Annotated in this window: 18 protein-coding genes; 14 read left to right on the top strand and 4 right to left on the bottom strand. The window is 30.4% G+C overall.

Annotated features, from left to right (window positions below):
* Position 1 precedes the first annotated feature (1 nt).
* The 8 genes from B4A23_RS15395 (at position 2) to B4A23_RS15360 (ending at position 10,076) form a co-directional block, all read left to right on the top strand.
* Positions 2 to 778, top strand: coding sequence for an enoyl-CoA hydratase/isomerase family protein (locus tag B4A23_RS15395; RefSeq protein WP_291121230.1), 777 nt, complete (start codon positions 2 to 4; stop codon positions 776 to 778).
* A 64-nt stretch (positions 779 to 842) separates the two neighbouring features.
* Positions 843 to 1,619 carry a hypothetical protein gene (locus B4A23_RS15390; protein ID WP_291121228.1) on the top strand — a complete coding sequence of 259 codons (777 nt, stop codon included), beginning with the start codon at positions 843 to 845 and terminating at the stop codon, positions 1,617 to 1,619.
* A 13-nt stretch (positions 1,620 to 1,632) separates the two neighbouring features.
* Positions 1,633 to 2,337: an SDR family oxidoreductase gene (locus B4A23_RS15385; RefSeq protein ID WP_291121226.1), complete on the top strand. Its 705-nt coding sequence runs from the start codon at positions 1,633 to 1,635 to the stop codon at positions 2,335 to 2,337.
* Between the two features lie 124 nt (positions 2,338 to 2,461).
* A complete protein-coding gene (locus B4A23_RS15380; RefSeq protein WP_291121224.1) occupies positions 2,462 to 3,511 on the top strand; it encodes a glycosyltransferase family 9 protein in 1,050 nt (349 codons plus the stop codon).
* Between the two features lie 124 nt (positions 3,512 to 3,635).
* On the top strand, positions 3,636 to 4,349 hold the full coding sequence (locus B4A23_RS15375) for a glycosyltransferase family 2 protein (RefSeq protein ID WP_286487021.1): 714 nt from the start codon (positions 3,636 to 3,638) through the stop codon (positions 4,347 to 4,349).
* Positions 4,349 to 4,984 (top strand): lipid-A-disaccharide synthase N-terminal domain-containing protein, encoded by a 636-nt coding sequence (locus B4A23_RS15370; RefSeq protein WP_291121221.1) that lies wholly within the window; start codon positions 4,349 to 4,351, stop codon positions 4,982 to 4,984. Before B4A23_RS15375 ends, B4A23_RS15370 begins: the two co-directional genes overlap by 1 nt.
* Entirely contained in the window at positions 4,968 to 6,599 is a 1,632-nt protein-coding gene (locus tag B4A23_RS15365) for an ArnT family glycosyltransferase (RefSeq protein ID WP_291121219.1), read from the top strand. The genes B4A23_RS15370 and B4A23_RS15365 overlap by 17 nt, the downstream gene beginning before the upstream one ends.
* A 93-nt stretch (positions 6,600 to 6,692) precedes the next feature.
* Complete coding sequence (locus B4A23_RS15360; protein ID WP_291121217.1) at positions 6,693 to 10,076, top strand: hypothetical protein; 3,384 nt, start codon at positions 6,693 to 6,695, stop codon at positions 10,074 to 10,076.
* A 43-nt stretch (positions 10,077 to 10,119) separates the two neighbouring features.
* Here B4A23_RS15360 and B4A23_RS15355 read toward each other — a convergent pair whose 3' ends face one another.
* The 3 genes from B4A23_RS15355 to B4A23_RS15345 all read right to left on the bottom strand — a co-directional run bounded on the left by B4A23_RS15355 (position 10,120) and on the right by B4A23_RS15345 (position 17,511).
* On the bottom strand, positions 10,120 to 12,483 hold the full coding sequence (locus B4A23_RS15355; protein ID WP_291121215.1) for a TonB-dependent receptor domain-containing protein: 2,364 nt from the start codon (positions 12,481 to 12,483) through the stop codon (positions 10,120 to 10,122).
* Positions 12,484 to 12,613: 130 nt separating this feature from the next.
* A complete protein-coding gene (locus tag B4A23_RS15350; protein WP_291121213.1) occupies positions 12,614 to 14,980 on the bottom strand; it encodes a hypothetical protein in 2,367 nt (788 codons plus the stop codon).
* Positions 14,981 to 15,084: 104 nt separating this feature from the next.
* Positions 15,085 to 17,511 (bottom strand): hypothetical protein, encoded by a 2,427-nt coding sequence (locus B4A23_RS15345; protein ID WP_291121211.1) that lies wholly within the window; start codon positions 17,509 to 17,511, stop codon positions 15,085 to 15,087.
* 303 nt (positions 17,512 to 17,814) lie between these two features.
* Here B4A23_RS15345 and B4A23_RS15340 point away from each other — a divergent pair, with 303 nt between their 5' ends.
* Entirely contained in the window at positions 17,815 to 18,228 is a 414-nt protein-coding gene (locus tag B4A23_RS15340) for a CBS domain-containing protein (RefSeq protein WP_180905760.1), read from the top strand.
* Between the two features lie 57 nt (positions 18,229 to 18,285).
* Here the strand turns inward: B4A23_RS15340 and B4A23_RS15335 are convergent, their stop codons facing one another.
* Entirely contained in the window at positions 18,286 to 20,496 is a 2,211-nt protein-coding gene (locus tag B4A23_RS15335) for an NADP-dependent isocitrate dehydrogenase (RefSeq protein WP_286512756.1), read from the bottom strand.
* A 352-nt stretch (positions 20,497 to 20,848) separates the two neighbouring features.
* On the opposite strand from B4A23_RS15335, the gene B4A23_RS15330 reads away from it, so the two are divergent.
* From B4A23_RS15330 to B4A23_RS15310, 5 genes are all read left to right on the top strand, one after another.
* The gene (locus tag B4A23_RS15330) at positions 20,849 to 21,796 is read left to right on the top strand and encodes an endonuclease (RefSeq protein ID WP_291121208.1); all 948 of its coding nucleotides are present in this window, start codon (positions 20,849 to 20,851) and stop codon (positions 21,794 to 21,796) included.
* Positions 21,797 to 21,824: 28 nt separating this feature from the next.
* Positions 21,825 to 22,298, top strand: coding sequence for an Lrp/AsnC ligand binding domain-containing protein (locus B4A23_RS15325; RefSeq protein WP_125350002.1), 474 nt, complete (start codon positions 21,825 to 21,827; stop codon positions 22,296 to 22,298).
* A 9-nt stretch (positions 22,299 to 22,307) separates the two neighbouring features.
* Positions 22,308 to 23,051 (top strand): deoxyribose-phosphate aldolase, encoded by a 744-nt coding sequence (gene deoC, locus B4A23_RS15320; RefSeq protein WP_286477198.1) that lies wholly within the window; start codon positions 22,308 to 22,310, stop codon positions 23,049 to 23,051.
* A gap of 226 nt (positions 23,052 to 23,277) precedes the next feature.
* Positions 23,278 to 24,141 (top strand): helix-turn-helix domain-containing protein, encoded by an 864-nt coding sequence (locus B4A23_RS15315; RefSeq protein WP_286487031.1) that lies wholly within the window; start codon positions 23,278 to 23,280, stop codon positions 24,139 to 24,141.
* A gap of 169 nt (positions 24,142 to 24,310) precedes the next feature.
* The gene (locus B4A23_RS15310; protein WP_280050052.1) at positions 24,311 to 24,856 is read left to right on the top strand and encodes a hypothetical protein; all 546 of its coding nucleotides are present in this window, start codon (positions 24,311 to 24,313) and stop codon (positions 24,854 to 24,856) included.
* Positions 24,857 to 24,862 lie beyond the last annotated feature (6 nt).

Genomic DNA, 24,862 nt, shown 5'->3' with positions numbered 1-24,862 from the left:
AATGGAATATAATTATAACAATCTGATTGTTGAAGTAGAAAATAATATTGCGTTAGTTACTTTAAATCGTCCGCAAGCGTTAAATGCGTTGAATAAAGATTTATTAGATGATATTTCAAACTTTTTTACTGATGCGGATTCTGATCCCGCTATTCGAGTAATTATTTTGACTGGTTCTGGTGAAAAATCTTTCGTTGCTGGAGCGGATATCAAAGAGTTTGCAAGTTTTGATGGTCGTCAAGGTGAGCAATTAGCTGCAAAAGGACAAGAAAATGTTTTTGATAAAATTGAAAACTCTAAGAAACCTGTAATCGCTGCAGTGAATGGTTTCGCTTTAGGAGGAGGTTTAGAATTAGCGATGGCGTCTCATTTTCGTATTGCGTCAACCAATGCAAAATTAGGATTACCAGAGGTTACATTAGGTTTGATTCCTGGTTACGGAGGAACGCAACGTTTGCCAAAATTAATTGGAAAAGGTCGTGCAATGCAGGCAATTATGACAGCAGATATGTTTACAGCTGAACGTGCATATGAGATTGGTTTAGTGAACGAAGTCGTGGAACAAGCTGAATTAATCAACCGTGCGAAAGAAATTGCGACTAAGATCTCTAGAAATTCTTCTGTAGCGATTCGTCATGCGATTAGAGCAATTAATGCGTCGGATAAAGACAATGGTTTTGAGATTGAAATTGAAAGTTTCGGAAATTTATTTGATGAAGAAGATTTCAAAGAAGGAACAACTGCTTTTGTTGAGAAAAGAAAACCTAATTTTAAGTAAATTTTAATTTAAAATAGTTCATATAAAAGCTTCAAGATTACTTGAAGCTTTTTAATTTTACATTATGAAAAAAATAGTTGTTGGATTCATTTTGATGATGAGTTCTGTTGTGTTTTCACAAGAAATTTATCAAGTTATAGCACAAGAAGGATTGACTGTTAGAACAAGTCCGAATGGAAAACGAATTGGTAAAATTCCATATGGTTATCCTGTTAAAATTTCAGAAAAAGGTGAAGCGTTTGCAATCAAAGATAATGGGAAAGCAAAAAGTGGAAATTGGGTAAAATTAGATGTTAGTACTTCTAAATTAATTCTGGATGAAGGTGTTAGTGACTCTTCTGTTCAAGGCGATTTGTATGCATTTAGTGGTTATTTGATTACGCAACAAAATTTTGTCAATCAATTCGAAACAGAAATTTCTACACACCCAGCTTTTAGCGAATTTTATTTGGCTACAGCTTATAAATGTTTCGCAATTAAAGGCGATTTTTTTGGAGATGGCGTGGTGGATTATTTATATAGAATGATTGATACAAAAGGAAATGTACGTTTATTTATAGTAAATAATCTAAAAAAAGGAAGTCAAATTTATGGTTTGGGAGGAGCAAAAGATCCGTTCAAAATTACAAATTATGATTTCGGAACGTTGATGATGATTCCAAAAGGAACGCCACTTTATTCCAATTATAAAGATGGAGTGAAACGAAATTTAAATGGAGTTTCTAAAAATGAAATCGTAACTTTAGATCATGATGCGATTTATGTGCATCAAGATAATGCGAAAGAAGGCGGATTTATTTACCGAAAAGATGGTAAATGGAATTGGTTGAATCAAAAATAAAATTAAAATAATTATGCAAAATATAGAAGGTAAAGTAGCTTATATAACGGGCGGAACAAAAGGAATTGGATTAGGAATTGCAAAATCATTGGTAGAAAACGGTTTGAAAGTAGCAATTTCTGGACGAAATATTGATGATGTTGAAAAGGCACGTCATTATTTAGGAAATCAAAATGTATTGGCTATTCAGTCGGATGTGAGACATTTCGAAGATGAACAAAATGCAATTGAGCAAATTATTTCTGCGTTTGGACGTTTGGATATTGTCATTGCAAATGCTGGTTTAGGGAAGTTTGCTCCAGTTGATAAACTTTCTTTAGAAGATTGGAATGCGATGATTGATACCAATCTGACGGGAGTTTTTCATACGATAAAAGCTTCAGTTGAAGCATTAAAAGTTTCGAAAGGATATTATATTTCGATTGCTTCTTTGGCTGGAACAAATTTCTTTGCGAATGGAGCTGGTTACAATGCTTCGAAATTTGGAGTTGTTGGTTTTACACAGGCTGCGATGCTTGATTTGAGAAATTATGATATCAAATGTACGACAATTATGCCTGGTTCTGTGACTTCAAATTTTAATGATCATGTGCCAAATTCTGAGGATGGATGGAAAATTCAACCCGAAGATTTAGGACAAATGATCGTTGATTTATTGAAAATGAATCCAAATGTTTTGCCAAGTAAAATAGAAGTTCGTCCTACAAAAACAAAATAATTTAAAGATCTCTTATTGAGATCTTTTTTTATGAAGAAAATATTTCGTAATTACCAATAGTTTACATAGTTTCGTGGAAAAATAAGAAATACAATAAAGGTATTTTTTTAATGAACCCTTTTTAATGAGTTTTAAAAAATCAGTCAATCATTTTCGTCGTACAATTATGCGTCGATTAACAGGAGGAATAGGTGATGGTAATTTGCCAAAAGTAGACAAAGAAAAACCTCTTGAACTTAATAGAGTGCTGATAAACAGACCCAATCAACGTCTGGGAAATATTCTATTGATTACACCTTTGATTCAGGAAATTATCCGATATAATCCTGATGTTAAAATTGACTTATTTGTAAAAGGAAAGGTCGCTCCGATTATTTTTGAGAATTATCCTCAAGTTGATCAAATTATTGAATTACCTAAAAAACCTTTCAAAGAATTGATTCAATATGCTAAAGTTTGGCTAAAAATCAAGAAAAAGAATTACGATTTAGTGATTAATGTTGATAAAAATTCATCTTCAGGACGACTTTCAACTTCTTTTGCGAATTCTAAGTATAAAATTTTTGGGAATGAATTTGAAATGAATTCGAATCAAGAAATTCATATTCATCAAGCACAATATCCAGTTTATGTGTTTAGAAAATTCTTAGAATTATTTAAAAATAAAGAAGGAAATTTAGATATTCCAACTCTAAATATTCAGTTAACAGAGCAAGAGTCTACGAAAGGAATAGAAATGTTAAATGATTTGATTCAAGATTCTTCAAAGAAAACACTTGCATTTTTTACGTATGCAACTGGTGCAAAATGTTATGATGAAGAATGGTGGACGGAATTTTACAATTTATTTTATCCAAAATATTCGCAAGAATATAATCTAATTGAAATTTTACCTGTCGAAAATATTTCGATGTTAAATCATAGATTGCCTACTTATTACAGTAAAGATGTGAGAGAAATTGCAGCTGTAATGAAAAGTTGTGAATTTGTGATTGCAGCCGATTCTGGTATGATGCATTTGAGTTGTGCAGCGCCTACAAAAACAATTGGTTTGTTTAAAGATCAAAGCTTCTTAGAGCGTTATAAACCTTATGGAGTAGGAAATGCTGTAGTCTTGATTAATAATGAAGATAAGGGTATTCTTGTTCAGGAAATGGATAAATTATTGGTTTAAAAAAGCTGTTTTTTATCATTAAATAAAGTTTGTATTGATTTGATATGAAATAAATTAGCTTCAACAAAAATATTTTAATTTCGTTTGATTATTTCATAGCTTTGTCCTCTGAAATAATTTAAAAATGTCAACAGAGTTTACAATTATCATCCCAATTTATAATGAGGAAGATAACTTGATAAGATTGGAAGAAACAATGAATCAATATCTGTCAAAGTCAATAAAACAGACTGAAATTTTATTGATTAATGATGGTTCTAAAGACAAAAGTTTGGCTCTTATTAAAGAGATTTGTAATAGAAATCAAGCTTTTCATTATATTTCTTTTGACAAAAACTATGGTTTATCTGCTGCTATAAAAGCTGGTTTTGATACAGTGGAATCAAAATGGGTTGGTTATATCGATGCAGATTTACAGACTGATCCAGAAGATTTCAATAAATTATTAGCGTTAGCAGATCAATATGATTTAGTGACTGGAGTTCGTGCAGATCGCAAAGATTCTTTCGTGAAAAACATGTCATCTAAAATTGCCAATTCTATTCGTAGAGCATTTACTAATGACGGAATGGATGATACGGGTTGTCCATTAAAAGTTATAGATGCTGAAAAAGCGAAAAAAATTCCGATGTTCAAAGGATTGCACCGTTTTTTACCAGCTATGATTTTATTACAAAACGGAACGGTTACTCAAGTTCCTGTCAAACATTTTCCTCGTATCGCAGGCGAATCAAAATTCAATTTATGGAACCGTTTATTAGGGCCGTTAATGGATTGTTTTGCATTTGTTTGGATGAAGAAAAAATACATCAATTATAAAATTCAAGAAGGAGCATAATGCCAAATTGGGTTATCATCAGTATTGGTTTTCTTGCACAAGCACTTTTTTCGAGTCGTCTTATTTTACAATGGATTGTTTCTGAAAAGAATAAGAAAGTTCTTACACCAAAATTATTTTGGGAAGTTAGCTTGTTTGCCTCTGTTTTGCTATTTTTATATGGTTATTTACGTCATGATTTTTCGATTATGTTGGGACAAACATTGACGTATTATATCTATATCAGAAATATTCAACTACAAAATCATTGGAAAGAATTTCCGAAAATAGTGCGTATTTTCTTGTATATTTTTCCTGCATTAATTGTTTTATATGGTTTCAATAACGGAATTTTTGATGTAGATTTATTATTCAAAAACGAAAAAATTCCGATGTGGCTTTTATCTTTAGGAGTCGTATCTCAGGTTCTTTTCACATTTCGTTTCGTCTATCAATGGATTTATTCCGAACGAAAACACGAATCGCAATTACCAATGGGATTTTGGGCAATTAGTTTAACAGGATCATTGTTGATTTTAGTTTACGCGATTATTCGAAAAGATCCCGTTTTATTTGTTGGTCATTTTATGGGATTTATCGTTTATGCTCGAAATATATTAATCAAACGAAAAGAAAAAAATGGTTCAGTGGATTAAGCAAAATTCAGTTTTATTTTTAATCATCGTAACAATTTTGATGTTGTTTGTCAATCTTGGTGTTTTACAAACCAACATTATGGAAGCTCGAAACATTATTTCGGCGAGAGAAATGGTACACGATGGAAATTGGATTTTTACCACGCTTAACGGTTTGCCTCGTTATGAAAAACCACCTTTACCAACTTGGATTACGGCTGTTTTTGGAAGTGTTTTTGGTTTCGAAAACTTTTTTTGGTTACGCATTCCAGTTGTTCTAATTACCATTTTATTGGTCGTTTGGTTCTATAAAACATTAACGCATTTCGATTTAACAAAACAACAAGTTGTTAATTCTTCATTGGTTTTAATTACTTCATTTTACGTGTTTTTCTCTGGAAGAGACAACAATTGGGACATGTACACGCATAGTTTTGTGATGGGAGCGATATTGTTTTTGGTAAAAGAATTTCAATCATCAAAATTTAATTTATTCAACTTTATTGCTGCATTTTTCTTGTTAGGATGTTCGATAATGAGCAAAGGTCCAGTTTCGTTGTATGCGTTATTTTTACCTTTTTTAATTGCTTATTTTATTGTTTATAGAAACAAATTAGGAAGAAATTTAGGCATCACAATTTTAACGATAATATTAGGTTGCGTTGTAGGATTTGCATGGATGATGTATGTTAAATATTTTGATGCAGAACATTTTTTAGCCGCTTCTCAAAAAGAAGTAAACAATTGGCACAGTTACAACACTCGCCCAATTTATTACTATTGGAGTTTCTTTACACAATCGGGTTTATGGACAATTCCAGCTTTGGTTAGCTTGATTTATCCTTATCTAAAAAATAAAGTTGTAAACAAAAAAGCTTATCAATTTGCTTGGTTATGGACAATTTTATCGGTGGTTTTATTATCTGTAATTCCAGAAAAAAAATCAAGATATTTATTACCAGTTTTAATTCCATTAGCGATGAATATTGGCTTTTATATCGAATATTTACGATTAGAATTTAAAAATTTATCAAATAAAACGGAACGATATTTTACCAATTTTACGTTTGGTTTATACGGAATAATAGGAATTGCGATTTCAGTTGGTGTTTTTATTTATACAAAAAATCGTTTGTCAGAATTTTTTGTTTGGTCGGTTCCTTTTGCTGTTGTTGGATTAATTTTAGGAATCTCAATTTTTAAAGGATTAAAGATAAAATCATTTGAACAGATATTTTACTCGACTATTTTATTGATGTGCTCGGTTGTTGCATTTGGATTTCCACTTTCTAAATTAACTTTTTCTGAAGAGTTGTATTCTTCTGCTAAAAATCTAAAGAAATTAGAACAACAAAATCAAATTAAAACATACGAATGGCAAAGTTTTGTTCCAGAAATAGTGTTGGATTATGGGACTTCAATTCCTGCAATTAACGATGGAAAGAAAACTATTTTCCCGAAAGAAGAGAAGTTTGGAATGTTAGCAAGTCCGTCAGATTCTACTTTTTTTGCGGATCATTTCAATAATTATTCAATCAAAAAAATTGGTGTGGTCGATTTGAATCATTCTTCAAAAGATCAAAAAAATTATAACGATCGTATTCAAAGAAACTATTATTTGATTCAAAAAAAGTGATTAAATTTCGAGTAAAATTTTTAGCTTAAATTTTCGTTATTCTAATAAAATCTTTTGCAGTTTCGGATTCTATTTTTTCTATGTTTTTGGTTAGTGAACAGTTTTGTTTTTGCTCAACATTTTGGGTGGAAAAATCCTAATTTTAGACAAGATTCTGTTCAACTTTCTGATACGATAAAACTGCAAAATAAAGGAATTTTATCCGAAAAATTTCAAATTTTAGATTCAACAGGAAATCCAATTTTAAAAGAATTTTATACGATAAATTTCGAACGAAACGAAGTTTATTTCAATTCATCAATCGCCAAACAAATGGTGAAAATTCAGTATTTCGTTAATCCAAAATTAGCCGAATCTGTTTTTTATGCTAAAAATCCGAACATTATTGTCAACGATGCGAAACCAGTTGATATTTTTCATCAAATAGAACCGAATTCTAAACAAGCGAACAAAGATGTTTTTGATGGTTTGAATAGCAAAGGTTCGATGGTTCGTGGAATTCGTTTTGGAAATAATCAAAGTGCGTCTGTGCAATCTTCTTTGGATTTGGAATTGTCTGGAAAATTATCGGACGATATTACAGTAAATGCAGCAATTGCGGATAATAATGTGCCAATAGAATCAGATGGTTACACGCAATATTTGCAAGAATTTGACAAAGTTTACATTGAATTAGCGAGCAAAAATTCGAAAATTCGAGCTGGTCATATTGATATTAATACGAATCAAGAACGAGATTTTTTCAATCCATTCAATCAAAAAGTAACAGGATTACAATTATCAACTCAGTTGAAAGGAGAAAAATCGTCGACCAACATTTTCGCTTCAGGAAGTATTACACGAGGCGAATTTATGCGCGTTAATTTTGTTGGACAAGACGGAAATCAAGGTCCTTATAGGCTTTCTGGAAAAAATAATGAATTGTATGTGATTATTATTTCGGGAAGTGAAAAAGTATATATTGATGGCGTTTTGTTGGAGCGAGGCGAGCAAAATGATTATGTGATTAATTACAATACGGGCGAAATTTCCTTTACTTCAAATCGATTGATTACCGCAAATACGCGCATCAATGTGGAGTATTTGTACAATTCTCGAAATTATTCGCAAGTTTTGCTTTATGGCGGCGCTGAATACGAATCGGAACGATTAAAATTGTCAGGTTTTTTCTTTTCTCAAGGAGATTCGAAAAATAATTCACTTGGAAATGATTTGACAGATACTGAAAAGCAAATTTTAGCAAATGCAGGAAATGATCCAGATAAAATGTACACCGTTTCTGCTGAGAAAACGACTTATGATTCGAATAAAATCTTGTATCGAAAAGTAAATCAAAATGGGTTAGATATTTTCGAATATTCGACGGATCCAAATGATGAATTGTATCAAGTGGCTTTCACGTATGTTGGTGCGAATCAAGGAAATTATCGACAAATAAATGCGAATCAAAACGGAAAAGTTTTTCAGTATAATGAAGCAATTGCTGGCGTTTTACAAGGTGATTATGAACCTATAAAGCAATTAATTTCGCCTAAAAAGTTACAAATTTATACATTGAATGGTCAATATCAATTGAAAAATAATGGAAATATTGGTTTTAATTTAGGTTTGAGTAATTATGATCAAAATTTATTTTCTTCAATTGATGATCAAAACAATTCTGGTTTAGCAACTCGTGTTTATGGTGAAAAAACATTTTCTTTCAAAAATTGGAAAATTACACCTTATGCAGAATGGAATTTTATCAACAAAAATTATAAAAGTGCCGAGCGTTTACGAGCCGTTGAATTTGCACGAGATTTTAATTTGGAACAAGAATTAAGTGGTGTAAATCAGAATTTTATCACAGCGAAAATTAATTCATCTTGGAAAGAAAAATTTAATGCGCAATATAAATTCGATTATCTTGAAAATACTGGTTTGTACAAAGGTTTGAGAAATCAACTTGATGCGAATTACAAAACTGAAAAAGACGAAATCGTTGCGCAAGCAAATATTTTATCAACAAAAGCAATGCTTCAAAATACCAATTTCGCACGTTATATGGTAGATGGAAAACGAAAAATTGGAAATAAATTTTGGGTTGGAGCGAGAGTTTGGGGCGAAAATAATGACATGGATGATTTGACAAAGAATCAAAAATCAGATTTGAGTTTTAAATGGAATGAATTTCAATTGAAAGGAGGTTTTGCAGATTCGATTGGCCATAAAATTGATTTAACAGTTTATCAACGTCAAGATGATTCGGTTCGTTTAGGAACTTGGCAAAATATTCAACAAAGTAAAGGCGCTATTTTTAATTCAACTTTAATTCAAAAACAAAATCATCAATTGAGTTTAAATTTCCATTATCGACGAGTTAATTATCAATTTTTAGATGCGTCGAACGAAGATTTTATGACAGGAAGCGTAAAGTGGTACAAAGCTTTTTTCAATCAAGGTTTACAGTTAAATGTAGATTATGAAGTTGGAAGTGGAGTAGAGCCGCAGCGTGAATTTCAGTATGTAAAAGTTTCGGATGGAATGGGAATTTACAAATGGACAGATTATAACGGTGATGGAATTGAGCAAATTGATGAGTTTGAAGTGGCAGAATTTATTGATCAGGCAAATTATATTCGCGTTTATACGAACACAATCGAGTATTTGAAAACGAATAAAAATCAATTCAATTTTACGTTGCGTTTTCGTCCAAAACAAGTTTTCAATACCGAAAATGAATTCTGGAATCGTTGGATGTTTCAACAAAATATCTCGGCAAGTAATTCGTTACGCAAAGAAAGATCGACGTTAGAATGGAATCCTTTTACGAATTCGGCTCAAATTTTAGGCAAAACAAGAAGTATTCGTTCATCGATTTTCTTTAATCAAGGAACACAATATAAATGGTCGTCGAATTTTATTTATAATCAACAACAATCCCAAACGTATGTTTACACAGGTTCTGAATACCGTGATTCGGACAGTTATTTGTTGCAAACGCGTTACAAGATTTTGCAAGATTTAATCGCAAGTTTCGATACCGAATATATGGTGATTAACAGCGATTCTGAATTATTTTTGAGTAGAAGATACAAGTTAAATAATCTTCGTTTATCACCAAAAATGACGTATCAAACAGAAAAAAATCTTGTTGCGTCATTGTTTTATAATTATCAAAATAAGAAGAATGTTTCGGGTGAAGAGCATTTAAATCAGTCGGATTTGGGAACAGAAATTCAATGGAATAGTTCGGATAAAATGAATTTGTTGGGAAGTTTTAGTTTTATCAACAATAAATTTATTGGAAATCAAGAATCTGTTGTTGGAAACCAAATGATGGAAGGTTTGCGCGCTGGAAATAATTTTGTTTGGCAGTTGCAAATTCAACGACAAATCACAAGTTTTTTGCAATTGAATATTTCATATGATGGACGAAAAACTGAAGAAAATAAACCAATACATACGGGAAGTGTGCAAGTGCAGGCTAGGTTTTAAAATAATAAAAGACGATTTTTAAAATCGTCTTTTATTATTTTTTTTACATTCTATTTACTTCATCTTGATTTCCAGTTTCGCGATTTTTTACTGATAATTTATTACTTCCGAATTTATAATTCAATCCAATTCTTATGCTTTGAATATCCCACACATTCGCAAAAGTTTGTACGATTCCATTATTATTTTGCGATAAATATTCTTGCGCTTTGAAAATATCTGTTGCATTCAAACTCAATTCTAATTTTTTATCTAACATCAAATATTTGAAAGAAAGATTGAAACGTGCATAAGGTTTTAGTTTATAATTTTGGAAAGTTTCTCCAAAATTTTGAAAATAAATCAAATTAATAAACATTGTTTTTTGTTGATTAAGCGTAAAATCATTTGTCGAAAATAATGAACTCGACCAACCCTTGAATCGCTTAGAAGAAATTGCAACATTTGAGCTCGAATAAGAAACTTCAAAAGTAGTAACGCTTGACCACCATTTTGTAGGATTTATTGTCATATTTTGACTCAAACCAAAGCTATCCGAATCTACAAAATTCATCCAAACAAAAGTATTATGTTTTGTGTTCTCATCAATGATTGAAGCTTGATTGACACCATCTCTCAAACTTGAATAATAAAGTCGAGTATCAAACTTTTTGTAAGTAAAAGTAAGTTCTAAATTGTGTGTAAAAGCTGGTTTCAAGAAAGGATTTCCTTCGTTGTAAACATATTCGTTTTGTATCATTCGAAAAGGATTTAAACTTTCGTAATTTGGACGATTGATGCGACGCGAATAATTAATTCCTAAACTTTTGTTTTTATCAAAAGTATGCAACAAATAAAATGACGGAAACAATTTGATATAATCTGTTTTGTTCGTTTGATTATTTTCTCTCGAAAAACCTTCTGTTTGCGTTGCTTCTAATCTCAAACCGGCTTGCATTTGCCATTTTTCTCCAAACTTTTTACTCCCGTTCAAATAAATTGCTTCGTTATTTTCTTTGTATTTGAAAAGATTCGACAAATTTTCATCAAATGTATAGTTGTAATTTTCGTCTGCTTTATATGCTTCAACCAAATTATTTGATTTTGATTGCGAAAATTTAGCACCAAAACTCCAATTGAAATTTGTTAAAGGAAGTTCTACATCAATTTTTGACGAAAAATTCTCAATACGATTGTTTAAATTACTTTTTCCACCAAAAAAAGAATCTTCTATTAACTGATTATTTTTGTAAGAATTGGTTGCATAAGTTCTATTCATTGGAGATGAATAATTGGCGTAATCGGCATCAAACGAAATCTTTTTACCTAATGAATCAAGTGCAAATTCTGAATAAAGATTGACCAAAGATTGATTTGTTTTACCATTTTCGAATGAATTTCCTTTATTTGTTTGATAAATTTCGTTCGCTAAATTCTTGAAAAACATTTCTTGTGGATTTTCTGAATTATATTTAGAATTGTTGAACGAAAATTTAGAGCCAATTGTCCATTTATCGGTTAATTTATAATCAACAGAGAATCGTCCTCCAAGATATTTGTTGATATAATCTGTGTAAGAAATGTTATGTCTGCGCGCATCAGAGAAAAATAATTCGTTGTTCCATGTTCTTAGAAATCTTCTATCTCCAGCATTCAATGAAGTCTGAATTGTCCATTTATCTTTTTGTAAATTATAAGCCGCATTGTAGCGCTCTGTGTTTCTTTTGCTTCGCGTATATGATGCGCCAACAGTGGAATTCCAGCTATTATTTTTTATTTTTTTTGTTACAATATTTACAATTCCACTATTTCCTTCTGCCTCATATTTTGCAGGTGGAGTCGTAATGACTTCAATTTTTGAGATATCAGAAGCGCTCATACTTTCCAAATAATTAATCAAATCTGTTTGCGACATATAAGTTGGTTTGTCATCAATCAAAACCATTACAGAATTTTTTCCAGAAACCGCAATATTGTCATTTGTTACATTCAAACCAGGAGTGACGCGCAAAACATCCATTGCAGTTCCGCCAGCAGCTGAAGTAGAGTTTTCTACATTGAAAACAAACCGATCGATTTTTCGTTCCATGATTTTCTTTTCAGCTCCAACGACAACTTCTTTCAAGTTTGTAGATGTTTTGATTTCAATCTTTCCTAAATCGATAGAATTATTCAATTGAATATCTTTCTGAAAAACAATTTCTTCAAAATAGTTGATTTCAAATTTGTATGTATTTTTCTTTGCTTCAATAGCGAATTTCCCAAGTTCATCTGTTGTTAAATTGATGATTGTGTCTTGGTTAGATAAGATAATGTCAACATAAGGAAGCGCTTTGTTTTGCTCCATAACCTCTCCTGTTAGTGTGTGATTTTGAGCAAATAGAAAACTTGAGCTAAATAAAATGATAAGTTGAATAAATGTTTTCATGTTGAATTAATTTTAAACAAATATTCTCCAAATCGATTCTTTTTGAACTTTAAAATCGACAAACCCTACTATATTATCGACGAATTTGATTAAACCAAAAAACCTCGAGAATCTCTCGAGGTTTTTTGGTTTAATTTATTTTTCCTTCATAATAAACAGGATTTCCTTTTTCGTCGAAACCAATTACGGATAATTGATAATCTTTTGGTTTATCGTTGTTGAAATATTCGATAATTGTTTCTTTATTTGTTTCTGAGATTAAATTTGGATTCCAGTAAAGAGTTTTTCTATTATCATTAGGAATATCTTTATATAAAGTTTCGTAATCGTCATTACTTAGAAAAGAAGCAGTTTTATCATAACCTTTTACAGATAAAACATTAGGTGATTTTGAGGAAGAACTATCCCCCATATAACCTCTTCTAGTATAGATAGCAATAGCATTTCCAAGTAAACCAGATCCTTTGAATATTTTTACCATTGCAATATCATTCATATTAATACTGCTAAGAGTTTCATTAGAAAGTTGCATTTCATCAAGATATACTGTCACTTTTCCATTTCTAATGGTTGGAGTTACAACTCCATTCTCCAATTTTGTTGTTAACCCAGCTACTCTTCCAGCTAAAAAATCAAAAATATTATTATATGCATTTGCGTTTTTATTATCGTTTACAAAATCAATTACTGTTTCATTAATACTTTTGAACATTGAACTACTTAATTCTTTGTTTAATTTTTCTGTTTTTGAAACAATTTGAGCTGTTACAACAGCTTCTTTTAGACGAATACTTTTGTCATTTATAATTTTATTTATTTTAATTTGTTCAGTTTGTGTTTTCTCTTCAGTAAGATTTTCATTTGATTTTATTTCTGTTAAGATATAATCAGTAATTGGAAGATTAGAGTTGAATTTTGTATGATTATATAAAGGTAGAATAGATAAAATTAGTTTATTTTCTTCTTTATTAGATTTTTGAGATTGATTATTTAAATAATAATAAACGTTAAAATTATCATAGGAAATAAGGTTCTTCAATTCGAAATTTCCGTTAGAATCTGTTGAGGTAGGAATTAAAAATTTTTCTGAACCAGGATATTCTATGAAAAGGTTTAAGTCTGAATTTTTTAAATCTAGACCATTTAAATAAGCTTTTCCTTTATATGATAAATATGAACTCGAATTAGTGTTTGGTATTTTTTTAGAATTATTCATAAGGTCTTGCCAATTGTATCTTTTCCATTCTTCTGAAATTAATAAAACATCTAATGCTTCTTGATTATTTTCTTCCTCAAAATATTGATTTGGATTGTAGATAGTATTTATAATATCTTCGGTTAGCCAAAGAGAGGAAAGAAAATTATTACTATGACTAGTCTTATCATTGATGACAGCTGCTAAAATTTGAGGAGTTTCAGATTTTAATGTAATAGTATTTATTGTTCTTGCTTCGTTATTAGTATCAAAATTGAGGATAGGTTTTGATAATGTTTTATTATTGTTGATAAAGGCTAATCGTTGAGCTACCATATTATCATTAGCATCAAAAACGTAAAGTTGTAAAATTCCGCTATTTTCACTAAAGCTTGTATGTGGAATTTTTTGAGAAATAGTTTGAATATTCTTGGTGAATTTTACTGAATATACAATAGTATTATTAATTGTACCTATAACTTTATACCCTAATAATTGTTGGGTAATTCCTATACTTTTTAGTTGATAACCAATTTCATTTCCTTCATTAATTATTTTAAATGAAATGCCATCTTTTTTAGCAATTGGTAAATCAATAATTTGTTGATTTCCATTTTCATCATTTACTTGTAATTGGTAAGTTTTACTTGTTTCTGCACGTAAATAAAACGAAGCAATATTTTCATCAATATTATTGAATTTAATTATTTTGGTTGAAGGATTATTTTTTTCGAAAACAAAACCATTCCATTTTTCTGGTAAACCTCCGATAGATTTAAGTCTCACAGCAAATTTAGTTGTCTGATTTTCTATAAATGTTCCACCTTCAGGATAAACAGAAGCGTTCCATTTTAGATCATTATTTTTAACTAATTTTAATTTAGATTTGGGATTGTAAATTAAAAGCGGTTTTATGTATTGAAATTCTTCAGAAAAATAAGTCATGTAAGTTGTATAGGCTCTTAAGTAGTATACATTTTCTTCTAAATCATCTTTAAGAATAAAGCTTCCATCACTTTGACCACTAATTATTGGCAGTAGTTTTTTATCGATTAAAGTTTTATTCTTGTCATATAATTCGACAAAAAGATTAGTCGAAATATTACTTTGTTTGTATCCATCAAATACAAATGCTTTAAACCAAATATTTTCACCAGCGATATAATCCTCTTTATTAAATAAGATATAAATCTTTTCTTGCGCATAATTTTCTTCGAGATTTTTAATAGCTAAATCAAGTTTGGTTTGTGCTTTTGTAAATAATGAAAATATCGAAATGATAATGAGAAAATAGAATTTCATATAGATTAATTATTTGGTTATGTTAAGATAAGAAAATAATCAATACTTTGAAATAGTAAATTATACAAACCAAAAAACCTCGAGAATCTCTCGAGGTTTTTTGGTTAATTTATTTTTCCTTCATAATAAACAGGATTTCCTTTTTCGTCGAAACCAATTATGGTTAATTGATAATCTTTTGGTTTATCATTGTTGAAATATTCTATATCTGTGTTTTCTCCAGGTTCCGAAAACAAGTTTGCATTCCAAAATAAAGTACTTCTTATATCGTTTGGAACATCGTTGTAAAGCGACTCGTAATCATCATTGCTAAAATATGGCAGCGATTGATTGTAACCACCAATCTGAATTAAATTATTTGGTAACATCGGTGTGTTATCAACTGGCGCATCACTTCCTCGTTTCGAGTAAATTGCAATTGCATTTCCAAGTAAACCAGCGCCTTTGAAAATTTTTACCATTGCAATATCTCTAGGATTAATACTCGTTAAATTATCTGAAGTCATTTTCATTTCGTTCCAATAAATTGCAACTTCAGAATTTCTGATTTTAGGAACTCCGTTAGAAACCGTTAATCCTGCAACTCGTCCAGCTAAAAAGTCCATAATATTTGTATAACCTTCTATTGGTTGAGATTCGTTTACAAAATCTATCACAGTTTCGTTTATGTTTTTGAACATTCCTCCACTCAATTCTTCATTTAGTTTCTCAGTTTTCGATTTTTTATCCGCTTTTACAACAACTTCTTTCAGGCGAATACTTTTATCATTGATAATTTTGATGTTCTGTTTATACGTATTTTGCTTCTCGACTTCCTCTATATTCGTGATTTCTTCTAATAAATAAGGCGTTGCGGGCAATTTAGATTTATAACTTGTGCTTTTATAATTTGGTACAACAGATAAAGTTAAAGTTCCATTATTGGCAGATTTTCCATTTTCCGAATTCAAGAAATAATTCATCGCCATTGGACCATAATAAAACAAATTATTCATCTCGAAGTTTCCTTCATAATCAGTATCAAGCGTTGCAAATTCTTTTCCATTATTTTGCATTTTATAGATAATACTCAAGGATGCATTACTCAATTCTCTTCCATTATTGTACGCTTTTACTTTATACGAAAGATATCTACGCTCATTGTCAATAGTAGGTTTTACAATATTTCCAACCACTAAATCTTCCCAATTAAATCTTTTCCATTTTTCTGTTATTAAAAGCGCATCAAGATTTTCTGAGAATTCATTATTTTTAAAATATTGTGCCGGATGATTAATTTTCGAACTAAAATCTCGCGTCAACAACATCGCAGAAATTAAATTATCGTCATCATTATTTTTTTGATCTTTGATTACAGCCGAAAAATTAATTTCTTCAGGATATTTTACTTTAATTGTATTTAATTCGCGAGGATTTGTTGTTGTTTCGAAAGAAATTTCAGGTTTTTTGTATGTTTCTTTTGGATTGATAAATATCAAACGATTTGCAACTTGAATATCATTTGCATCGAAAATGGCAATGTTCAAAATGCCTTTATCATTGTCTAAAACCTCTTTTGGAACATAAGTCGAAACCGATTCCACACTTTTTACAATCTGAGAACTCATCACAAGTTCGTTGTTAATTGTTCCAATAATTTTATGATTTAATAAAGGGTTTTCTTGATTGATACTTTTCAATTGAATCACAATATCTTTGCTATTTCGAACAACTTTCAACAGAATCCCATCTTTTTTAGCTTCGGGTAAATCAATAATTTGCTGATTTCCTTTTTCATCATTCAATTGTACTTGATAAGATTTGCCCTCTTCTGCTCTTAACGCAAAAGTCGCAACGTTTTCATCTAAATTATTAAATGTTGTAATTTTATTGGCAGGATTATTTTTCTCGAATACAAAACCACTCCATTTTTTTGGTAAATCTCCGTCCGATTTTAATCTTACTGCAAATTTAGTTGTCTGATTTTGAATGAAATTTCCACCTTCCGCAAAAGCTTTCGCATTCCATTTTAAATTTGGATTTGGAACAAGTTTTAGCTTAGAATTTGGATTAAATATTTTAACTTGATTGATGTATTGAAATTCTTCTGAGAAAAACGTCATATAAGTTGTGTAGGCTCTTACAAAGTAAATTCCTTCCTCGTTTTCGTTTTTGGTATTCAGTGTTCCATCACTTTCTCCGTTCACAACAGGAACCAATTTTCGGTCGACTAATTTTTTGTCTTTATCGTATAATTCAACAATAAGATTTGTAGAAATTAAGCTCGGTTTGTAGCCATTTAATGTATAAGCCTTGAACCAAATATTGTCGCCAGCAATGTAATCTTCTTTATCAAATAATAAATAGACTTTTTCTTGAGCGTAATTTGTATTCAGACTTTTTATAGCTGTTTCTAATTTTGATTGCGCAAAAGTTGTAATCGAGCAAAAGTATAATGCGAGTAAATAAATATATTTCATGCGAGAATGATTAATCAAATAGAATGAATTTGAACTCTTAAAATTATCATTATTTAGACGATTTTCATTCATACTTTTTATTAAAGTTTATCATAACTTTTGATTGAATGATGATTTTTCTTCTCGAATAATGTTAATTTTTGTTAATGAATTTTTCCTTCATACTAAAATCCAATAATTATTAAATATTAATTACTTTATTTCACTTATACAATAATTTTTTAATATGTTTAGAGATTTGTTTCTTTTTTTGAAGAGAGAAACTATTTAATTTACGAAATTTTATTTTCTTTTTAACTATCGCATATCATTTTGAATGAGTTATTTAATGTTCAAATTTGTTGTAGAAAAGTTAATCAATCAAAATAAAAAGAAATGAAACAAAGAGTACCAGTATCTCAAATTATGGCGAAAGTTTTAATCGCAGTTCCTACGAATAAAAAAATAAGTGAAGTGAACGAATTATTTAAAGAATACAATATTCGTCATATACCTGTAACTGAAGGAGCTAAATTAGCAGGAGTTATTAGTAAGAATGATGTTACTAAATTAGGATATGGAGCTGGAGAAATGGATCAAAATGCTTTAAATGCAATTTATGATACATACGAATTAAAAGATGTAATGGTAAAAAAACCGTTAACTGTTTCTCCTGATACAAATATTAAAGATGTTGCAGAAATCCTATCAGAACAGAGTTTTCACTCTTTGCCAGTAGTTGATGATGATGAGGTTGTTGGAATTGTAACTACAACTGATTTAGTAAAGTATCTTTTAGAACAATATTAAAAGAAAAAGCCTTGCATTTGCAAGGCTTTTTATGAATAATTATTTCTTAGAAATTAATTAGATTCCGTCAACAATTGCGTTTAATGTTGCAGATGGACGCATTGCAGCAGTTGTTTTAGCAAAATCTGCTTTGTAGTAACCACCAATATCTTGAGGTTTACCTTGCGCTCCGATTAACTCTTCGTTAATTTTTGCTTCGTTTTCTTCCATAGCTTTTGCAACAGGAGCAAATTTAGCAGCTAAATCAGCATCTTTTGTTTGATTTGCTAACGCTTCTGCCCAATACATTGCTAAATAGAAGTGAGATCCACGGTTATCGATAGTTCCTAATTTACGACCTGGAGATTTGTCAGTTGCTAAGAATTTAGCATTTGCTTCATCTAAGGCATCAGCTAAAGTTTGAGCTTTTGCATTTCCTTGTGTTTGAGAAACGTGCTCTAAAGAAGCTTGTAATGCTAAGAATTCACCTAAAGAATCCCAACGTAAGTAACCTTCTTCTACGAATTGTTCGATGTGTTTTGGAGCAGATCCTCCCGCACCAGTTTCGAATAATCCACCTCCGTTCATTAATGGAACGATAGATAACATTTTAGCAGAAGTTCCTAATTCTAAAATTGGGAATAAATCTGTTAAGTAGTCACGTAAAACGTTACCAGAAACAGAAATAGTATCTTTTCCTTCTCTTGCACGGCTTAAAGTTTCTTTCATCGCGTCTTTAACGTCCATGATACGAATATCTAAACCTGTTGTATCGTGATCAGCTAAGTATTTTTCAACTTTTTTGATGATTTGTTGATCGTGAGCTCTTCCTTTATCTAACCAGAAAATTGCTGGAGTATCAGATAAACGAGATCTGTTAACCGCTAATTTAACCCAGTCTTGAATAGGAGCGTCTTTAGTTTGAGACATTCTAAAAATATCAGAAGTTTCAACTTTTTGCTCTAATAATGTGTTTCCGTTTGCGTCTTCAACTTTGATAGTTCCGTTTGCAGGAGCTTGGAAAGTTTTGTCGTGAGAACCATATTCTTCCGCTTTTTGAGCCATTAATCCAACATTAGGAACTGTACCAATTTTAGTTGGATCTAAAGCTCCGTTAGCTTTCATATCGTCTACAACAGCTTCGTAGAAACCAGCGTAAGAACGGTCTGGGATGATCGCTACAGTATCTTCTTCAGCACCATCTTTGTTCCACATTTTACCTCCGTTTCTTACTAATGCAGCCATAGATGCATCAACAATAATATCAGAAGGAACATGGAAGTTAGTAATTCCTTTATCAGAATTAACCATTGCTACACGTGGTCCGTTAGCTAAATCAGCTTCAATTGCAGCTTTAATTTCTGCTTCTTGAGGTTGACCTTTTATTTTTTCGAATAAATCTGCTAAACCATTGTTTGGATTAATATCTAATGCTTTGAAAGTATCAGCATATTTTACGAAAACATCTTTGAAGAAAGTTTCAACGATTGCTCCAAAAATAACAGGATCAGAAACTTTCATCATTGTTGCTTTTAAGTGAGCAGACAACAATACGTTTTTATCTTTTGCTTCTTGAATCGCTTCTTGAACAAATGATCTTAAAGAGTTTAAGTTCATTACAGAAGAATCAATTACTTCACCAGCTTTTAAAGGTGCTGCTGATTTTAATTCTTGAACAGAACCATCTTCTCCGTAAAATTTGATTGTATATTCAGTTGCGTTTTCTAACGTAGTTGAATTTTCAGTACCATAGAAATCACCAGATTTCATGTAAGCAACTTCTGTTTTGCTGTCTGTAGCCCAAGCTCCCATTTTGTGAGGATTAGCTTTTGCATAGTTTTTAACAGCTTTTGGTGCACGACGGTCAGAGTTTCCTTCACGTAAAACTGGGTTTACAGCAGAACCTAAAACTTTTCCGTATCTCGCTTTGATTGCTTTTTCATCTTCATTTTTTGGTTCAGCTGGATAATTTGGTACAGCAAAACCTTTCGCTTGCAATTCAGCAATCGCTTCGTCTAACTGAGGTACAGAAGCCGAAATATTAGGTAACTTAATGATGTTTGCTTCCGGAGTAGTTGCCAAAGCTCCTAATTCTGCTAAAGCATCAGGAATTCTTTGTTCTTCTTTTAAGAATTCTGGGAAGTTAGCTAAAATACGTCCAGCTAAAGAAATATCTGGAACTTCGATTGTAATATCAGCTGTTTTCGTGAATCCTTGTACGATTGGCAAAAATGAGTGAGTTGCCAACATCGGAGCTTCATCCGTAAGTGTGTAATGAATTTTTGACATTATGTTTTAAATTTTTTTGAGACTATTTTAATAATAGTCAATTAAAAATACATTTTTTCAATTTTGAATGCAGAAACTGCAAACTTTGCAAATATACAATATTTAGCAGATTAAGTTGACCATAAATCAATCATTTACACTAATTTTAGTATAATTTTTAACATGATTTTTGATAGGTCGTCAAGTTGATAATTTATTGAAAGAAAATTGTTCAAGTTGATAATTTTTGATTGATTTTTTTTTCAACTTCATGTATAAGTTTACTTTTGAGAAAATCGTCTTTTTAATTCTTCTTAAGAAACCAATTTTTATAAACTTAGTTTCTTTCTTAATTTTGCATAAAACAATTCTTTTGAAACAAAATTTAGCGACAATCGCATTTTATAATGTCGAAAATTTTTATTCTAAATCTTCAGACGAATCTTTTTTGCCTAGTAATTTTATCAAATGGAAAGATAATCGTTACGATACAAAGGTAAATAAGATTGCATTTTGCATCTCTAAAATTGGCAAATTAGAAACAAATGAATTGCCATATTTGGTTGGTTTGGCTGAGGTTGAAAATGAAGAGGTTTTGCAAGATTTGATTCAAAATGATTTTTTGAAAGATGGCGATTATAAAACACTTTTATATGAATCATTAGATGAACGAAAAATAAATGTTGGATTAATTTATCGTCAACAATTTTTTGAAGTTTTAGAAAGAGAACCAATTAGATTTATCTTTAAAGATCAGTATGATACGAAATCTTATACACGTGATATTTTGTATGTAAAAGGAAATTTAGTTGGTGAAATTGTTCATCTTTTTATTGTTCATTTACCTTCTAAAATTGATAAAGAAATCAATCAATTAAAGCGTCAACATATTTTTAAAACGATTCGAAAAAGAATTAACAATTTGTTAACCGAAAATTATTCGGAAAAAATTGTTGTGATGGGAGATTTTAATGATTCTCCAACAAATTCTGACTTAATTGATGAATTGGATACACGTTCTAAACAAGAAGAGATAAACCGAAATGAATTATTCAATCCAATGGTCAGTCTACAATCGTACAAAAGAGGCTCGATGATCTTTAAAAAACAATGGATGTTATTTGATCAACAGCTTTTTTCGAAAGGATTTTTTACTTCTCAATCAAATTTAGAATATATAAAAACAGATATTTTTGATGCTGATTTTTTGAAGAATACAGGCGGAAAATCAACTGGTTTGCCATTCAGAACTTTTGTTGGCGGAAAATATTTCGGTGGATATAGCGACCATTTTCCCGTTTATACCATTTTAAAATATTAAATTTGTAGCGGTATAATTTTAAGAATAGGTGAGAATCCACGAAAATGGTCAGGTTGAGATTGACGGAATCGATAAGTTGATTCTGAATGCCTTTATGGACAATGCTAATATACCTGTTTCGCAATTAGCAAAAGAATTAGGTATATCAAATACGGCAGTTCATCAACGCATTAAGAAATTAGAAGCTTCTGGTGTGATTGATTCAACAAAAGTAATTGTAAATCCTGCAATTTTAGGCTATTCAACGATGTCATTCGTTGGTGTTTTTATGGACAAACCTTCTTCTTATAAATTAGTTGTGAAAGCTTTGGAAGAAATTCCAGAAGTGGTGGAAGCTCATTTTACAACAGGAAATTATGGGATTTTCCTTAAAATTTTGAGTCGTGATAATCTACATTTAATGAATGTATTGAACAAAAAAATTCAGCAAATTGATGGCGTTACACGTACAGAAACTATAATTTCGTTGGAGCAACCAATAGATAGACAAATAAAACTTTAATATACAAAGATGAATATTAATCAATATTTAGACTCGACGTATCTTAAAACACCTGAACAAGCAGGTATTTCGAATTCTGATACATTAGATATGGTGCATAAGTTAGCACAAGAAGCTATTGATAATGATATCTATGCAGTAATGATTCGTCCTGATTATGTAAGATCAGTTCGTGAATTATTGGATGAGAAAAAATCGAATGTTGTTTTGGGGACTGTAATTGGTTTTCCTGAAGGGACTTACGATTTGAATGAAAAGTTGAGAGAAGCGCAAAAAGCAATTGCTGATGGAGCCGATGAATTAGATTTTGTAGTAAACTACGAAGCATTCAAAAAAGGTGATAGCGATAAAGTAAAAGAAGAAGTAGAAGCTGCAACATTAGTCGCATTGCGTGAAGGTAAAGTTGTAAAATGGATTATCGAAACTGCTGCTTTAACAGATGAACAGATTGTTGGTATAACACAATTAATTCGTGATACTGTTTTAGAAAAAGCAGGTGAAGAAAATGCATCAAAAGTTTTTGTAAAATCTTCTACAGGTTTTTATAAAACTGAAAATGGAGAACCAAATGGAGCAAACGAGCATGTTATTAAATTAATGCTTGAAAATTCAGGTTCGCTTCCAGTGAAAGCTTCTGGCGGAGTTCGCACAACAGAAGAAGCTGAAAAAATGATCGCTTTAGGCGTGAAAAGAATTGGAACATCGTCTGCTTTAGCGATTGTAAAAGGAGAACAAGGGGCAGAAGGATATTAGAAAATTTCTACATTAAATACGTTTAAAAGTCTCAATATTTATTGGGACTTTTTTTATTCATTAAAAATAAGCTTCCTTTTTTAGTTAATTTCTAAAAATACTTAAATAGCGTATTGTATTTTATTATTTTTGGAGCCCTAAAATTATAACTTGATTTATATCAAGTGATTTGATTAAAAATGGTCGTAATTTTGCATAGATAACATTGATAAAATAGTATAGACGTATGTTGTTGAATAGTCGTAATGTTTATAATAAGTTGATTTTTGATGTAGGTATAACTGCATTTGAATTGAATGATACTCTACAAATAGAGGAATTGAGAAAAGAGTTATCCGTTGATGAGTATTTTGGAATAATCTGGTCTGGTTCTAAAAAATTTATTCATAAAATAAATGGAAAAGAATATTCGATTCCTAAAAACCATTTTCTTTTTATAGCTCCCAATATCTCTCAAGATTTTGTGAAACAAACTAGTCGTACTGATGCTTATTATATCGTTTTTAAACAAGAATTTTATTCGAAATCAATCGAAGAGAATTTGAAGTTAGAAAATTCTACACTTTTTTCGCGAGATATCATAAATATTGTTGAGAATACAATTTGTTCTGCGCCAATTTTTGAGGCTAATTATTTGCAATATTTCTTTACTGCATTCGAAAATGAATTAGATATGAAGCTTGCTCATAATCTTTTGGAACGTATTATTATCAATGGTCAAATGGAAACATTTGATATGCAGAGCCAATTTATACAAGATGATTTTGATGTAGAGTTGGCAACTAAATTCAAAAAACTTTTGCAAGAAAATGTCAATGAAAACAAACAAGTATCTTTTTACATTGATAAACTTTTTATTACAAAAAGAAGGTTAGATAAAGCAACTCAAATCGTTTTTGGAAAAACAGCAAAAGAAATGATTGTGGAAGAATTGATGAAAAATGCAAAGATTTTATTAGTCAACTCAAAAATGTCAATAAAAGACATTGCGCTGGAACTCAATTTCCTTCAAGAGACCAATTTTACTGCGTTTTTCAAGAAAAACACTGGGATTTCTCCGACTAAATTCAGACAAAGTACTCCGAATTAAATAGTTAGAAATGTCGTTTTTCATCATCTTTTGGTATGATTTAATCTTTTAAGAACAAAAACAACTTCTACATTTGCAATCGCATTTGAGAATAACCAATCTTAAATATATAAACTACCAGATTATTTAACAAATATTTTTTAATAAATTTTTAACAAATTATAAAATGATGAAAAAATTAGCATTTATTTTAACGATTTTCTGTGCATTAGTTTCTGGAATGGCTTTAGCTCAAAAAACAGCTTCAGCAACATTGAATGTAAAATTATACCCAATTCAAACAATTCTTATTGGTACTGATAATACAGTTAACTTAGAATATCAAACAAAAGAAGATTATTCTAACGGTGTTACAAAAACTATGAACGACCACTTAATTGTATATAGTACTGGTGGTTTTGCTGTAAAAGTAAAATCTGAAAATGAAAACTTAGTTTTTACAAAAGGTTCTACAACAGATAACATTGCAGCTAATACAATTAATTTACAAGCGACTTTAGGTACTGGAAATGTATTAAATTCATCTTCTTTCAGTAAAGTTGTTTTAGATAAATCAGACAAAAACTTGATTTCTAGTACAGTTGGTGGTACAGATTTAAAATTCAATGTTGCGTATAACGGAAAAGGAAACAACGATTATGTAAACAAATATTACAATGTTGAGAATCCTAACGTGTATACAACTACTGTAACTTACACAATAGAAGCACAATAATATAAA

The organism is Empedobacter sp. UBA7248 (assembly GCF_002472945.1).
GTDB lineage: Bacteria > Bacteroidota > Bacteroidia > Flavobacteriales > Weeksellaceae > Empedobacter > Empedobacter falsenii_C.
Note: the sequence above shows the minus strand (reverse complement) of the source record. Positions and strands in the feature narration are given on the sequence as shown.

Coding starts and splice junctions, on each gene's coding strand:
- B4A23_RS15395 (WP_291121230.1), top strand. CDS start 2: ATGGAATATAATTATAACAATCTGATTGTTGAAGTAGAAAATAATATT.
- B4A23_RS15390 (WP_291121228.1), top strand. CDS start 843: ATGAAAAAAATAGTTGTTGGATTCATTTTGATGATGAGTTCTGTTGTG.
- B4A23_RS15385 (WP_291121226.1), top strand. CDS start 1,633: ATGCAAAATATAGAAGGTAAAGTAGCTTATATAACGGGCGGAACAAAA.
- B4A23_RS15380 (WP_291121224.1), top strand. CDS start 2,462: ATGAGTTTTAAAAAATCAGTCAATCATTTTCGTCGTACAATTATGCGT.
- B4A23_RS15375 (WP_286487021.1), top strand. CDS start 3,636: ATGTCAACAGAGTTTACAATTATCATCCCAATTTATAATGAGGAAGAT.
- B4A23_RS15370 (WP_291121221.1), top strand. CDS start 4,349: ATGCCAAATTGGGTTATCATCAGTATTGGTTTTCTTGCACAAGCACTT.
- B4A23_RS15365 (WP_291121219.1), top strand. CDS start 4,968: ATGGTTCAGTGGATTAAGCAAAATTCAGTTTTATTTTTAATCATCGTA.
- B4A23_RS15355 (WP_291121215.1), bottom strand. CDS start 12,483: ATGAAAACATTTATTCAACTTATCATTTTATTTAGCTCAAGTTTTCTA.
- B4A23_RS15350 (WP_291121213.1), bottom strand. CDS start 14,980: ATGAAATTCTATTTTCTCATTATCATTTCGATATTTTCATTATTTACA.
- B4A23_RS15345 (WP_291121211.1), bottom strand. CDS start 17,511: ATGAATGAAAATCGTCTAAATAATGATAATTTTAAGAGTTCAAATTCA.
- B4A23_RS15340 (WP_180905760.1), top strand. CDS start 17,815: ATGAAACAAAGAGTACCAGTATCTCAAATTATGGCGAAAGTTTTAATC.
- B4A23_RS15335 (WP_286512756.1), bottom strand. CDS start 20,496: ATGTCAAAAATTCATTACACACTTACGGATGAAGCTCCGATGTTGGCA.
- deoC (WP_286477198.1), top strand. CDS start 22,308: ATGAATATTAATCAATATTTAGACTCGACGTATCTTAAAACACCTGAA.
- B4A23_RS15315 (WP_286487031.1), top strand. CDS start 23,278: ATGTTGTTGAATAGTCGTAATGTTTATAATAAGTTGATTTTTGATGTA.
- B4A23_RS15310 (WP_280050052.1), top strand. CDS start 24,311: ATGAAAAAATTAGCATTTATTTTAACGATTTTCTGTGCATTAGTTTCT.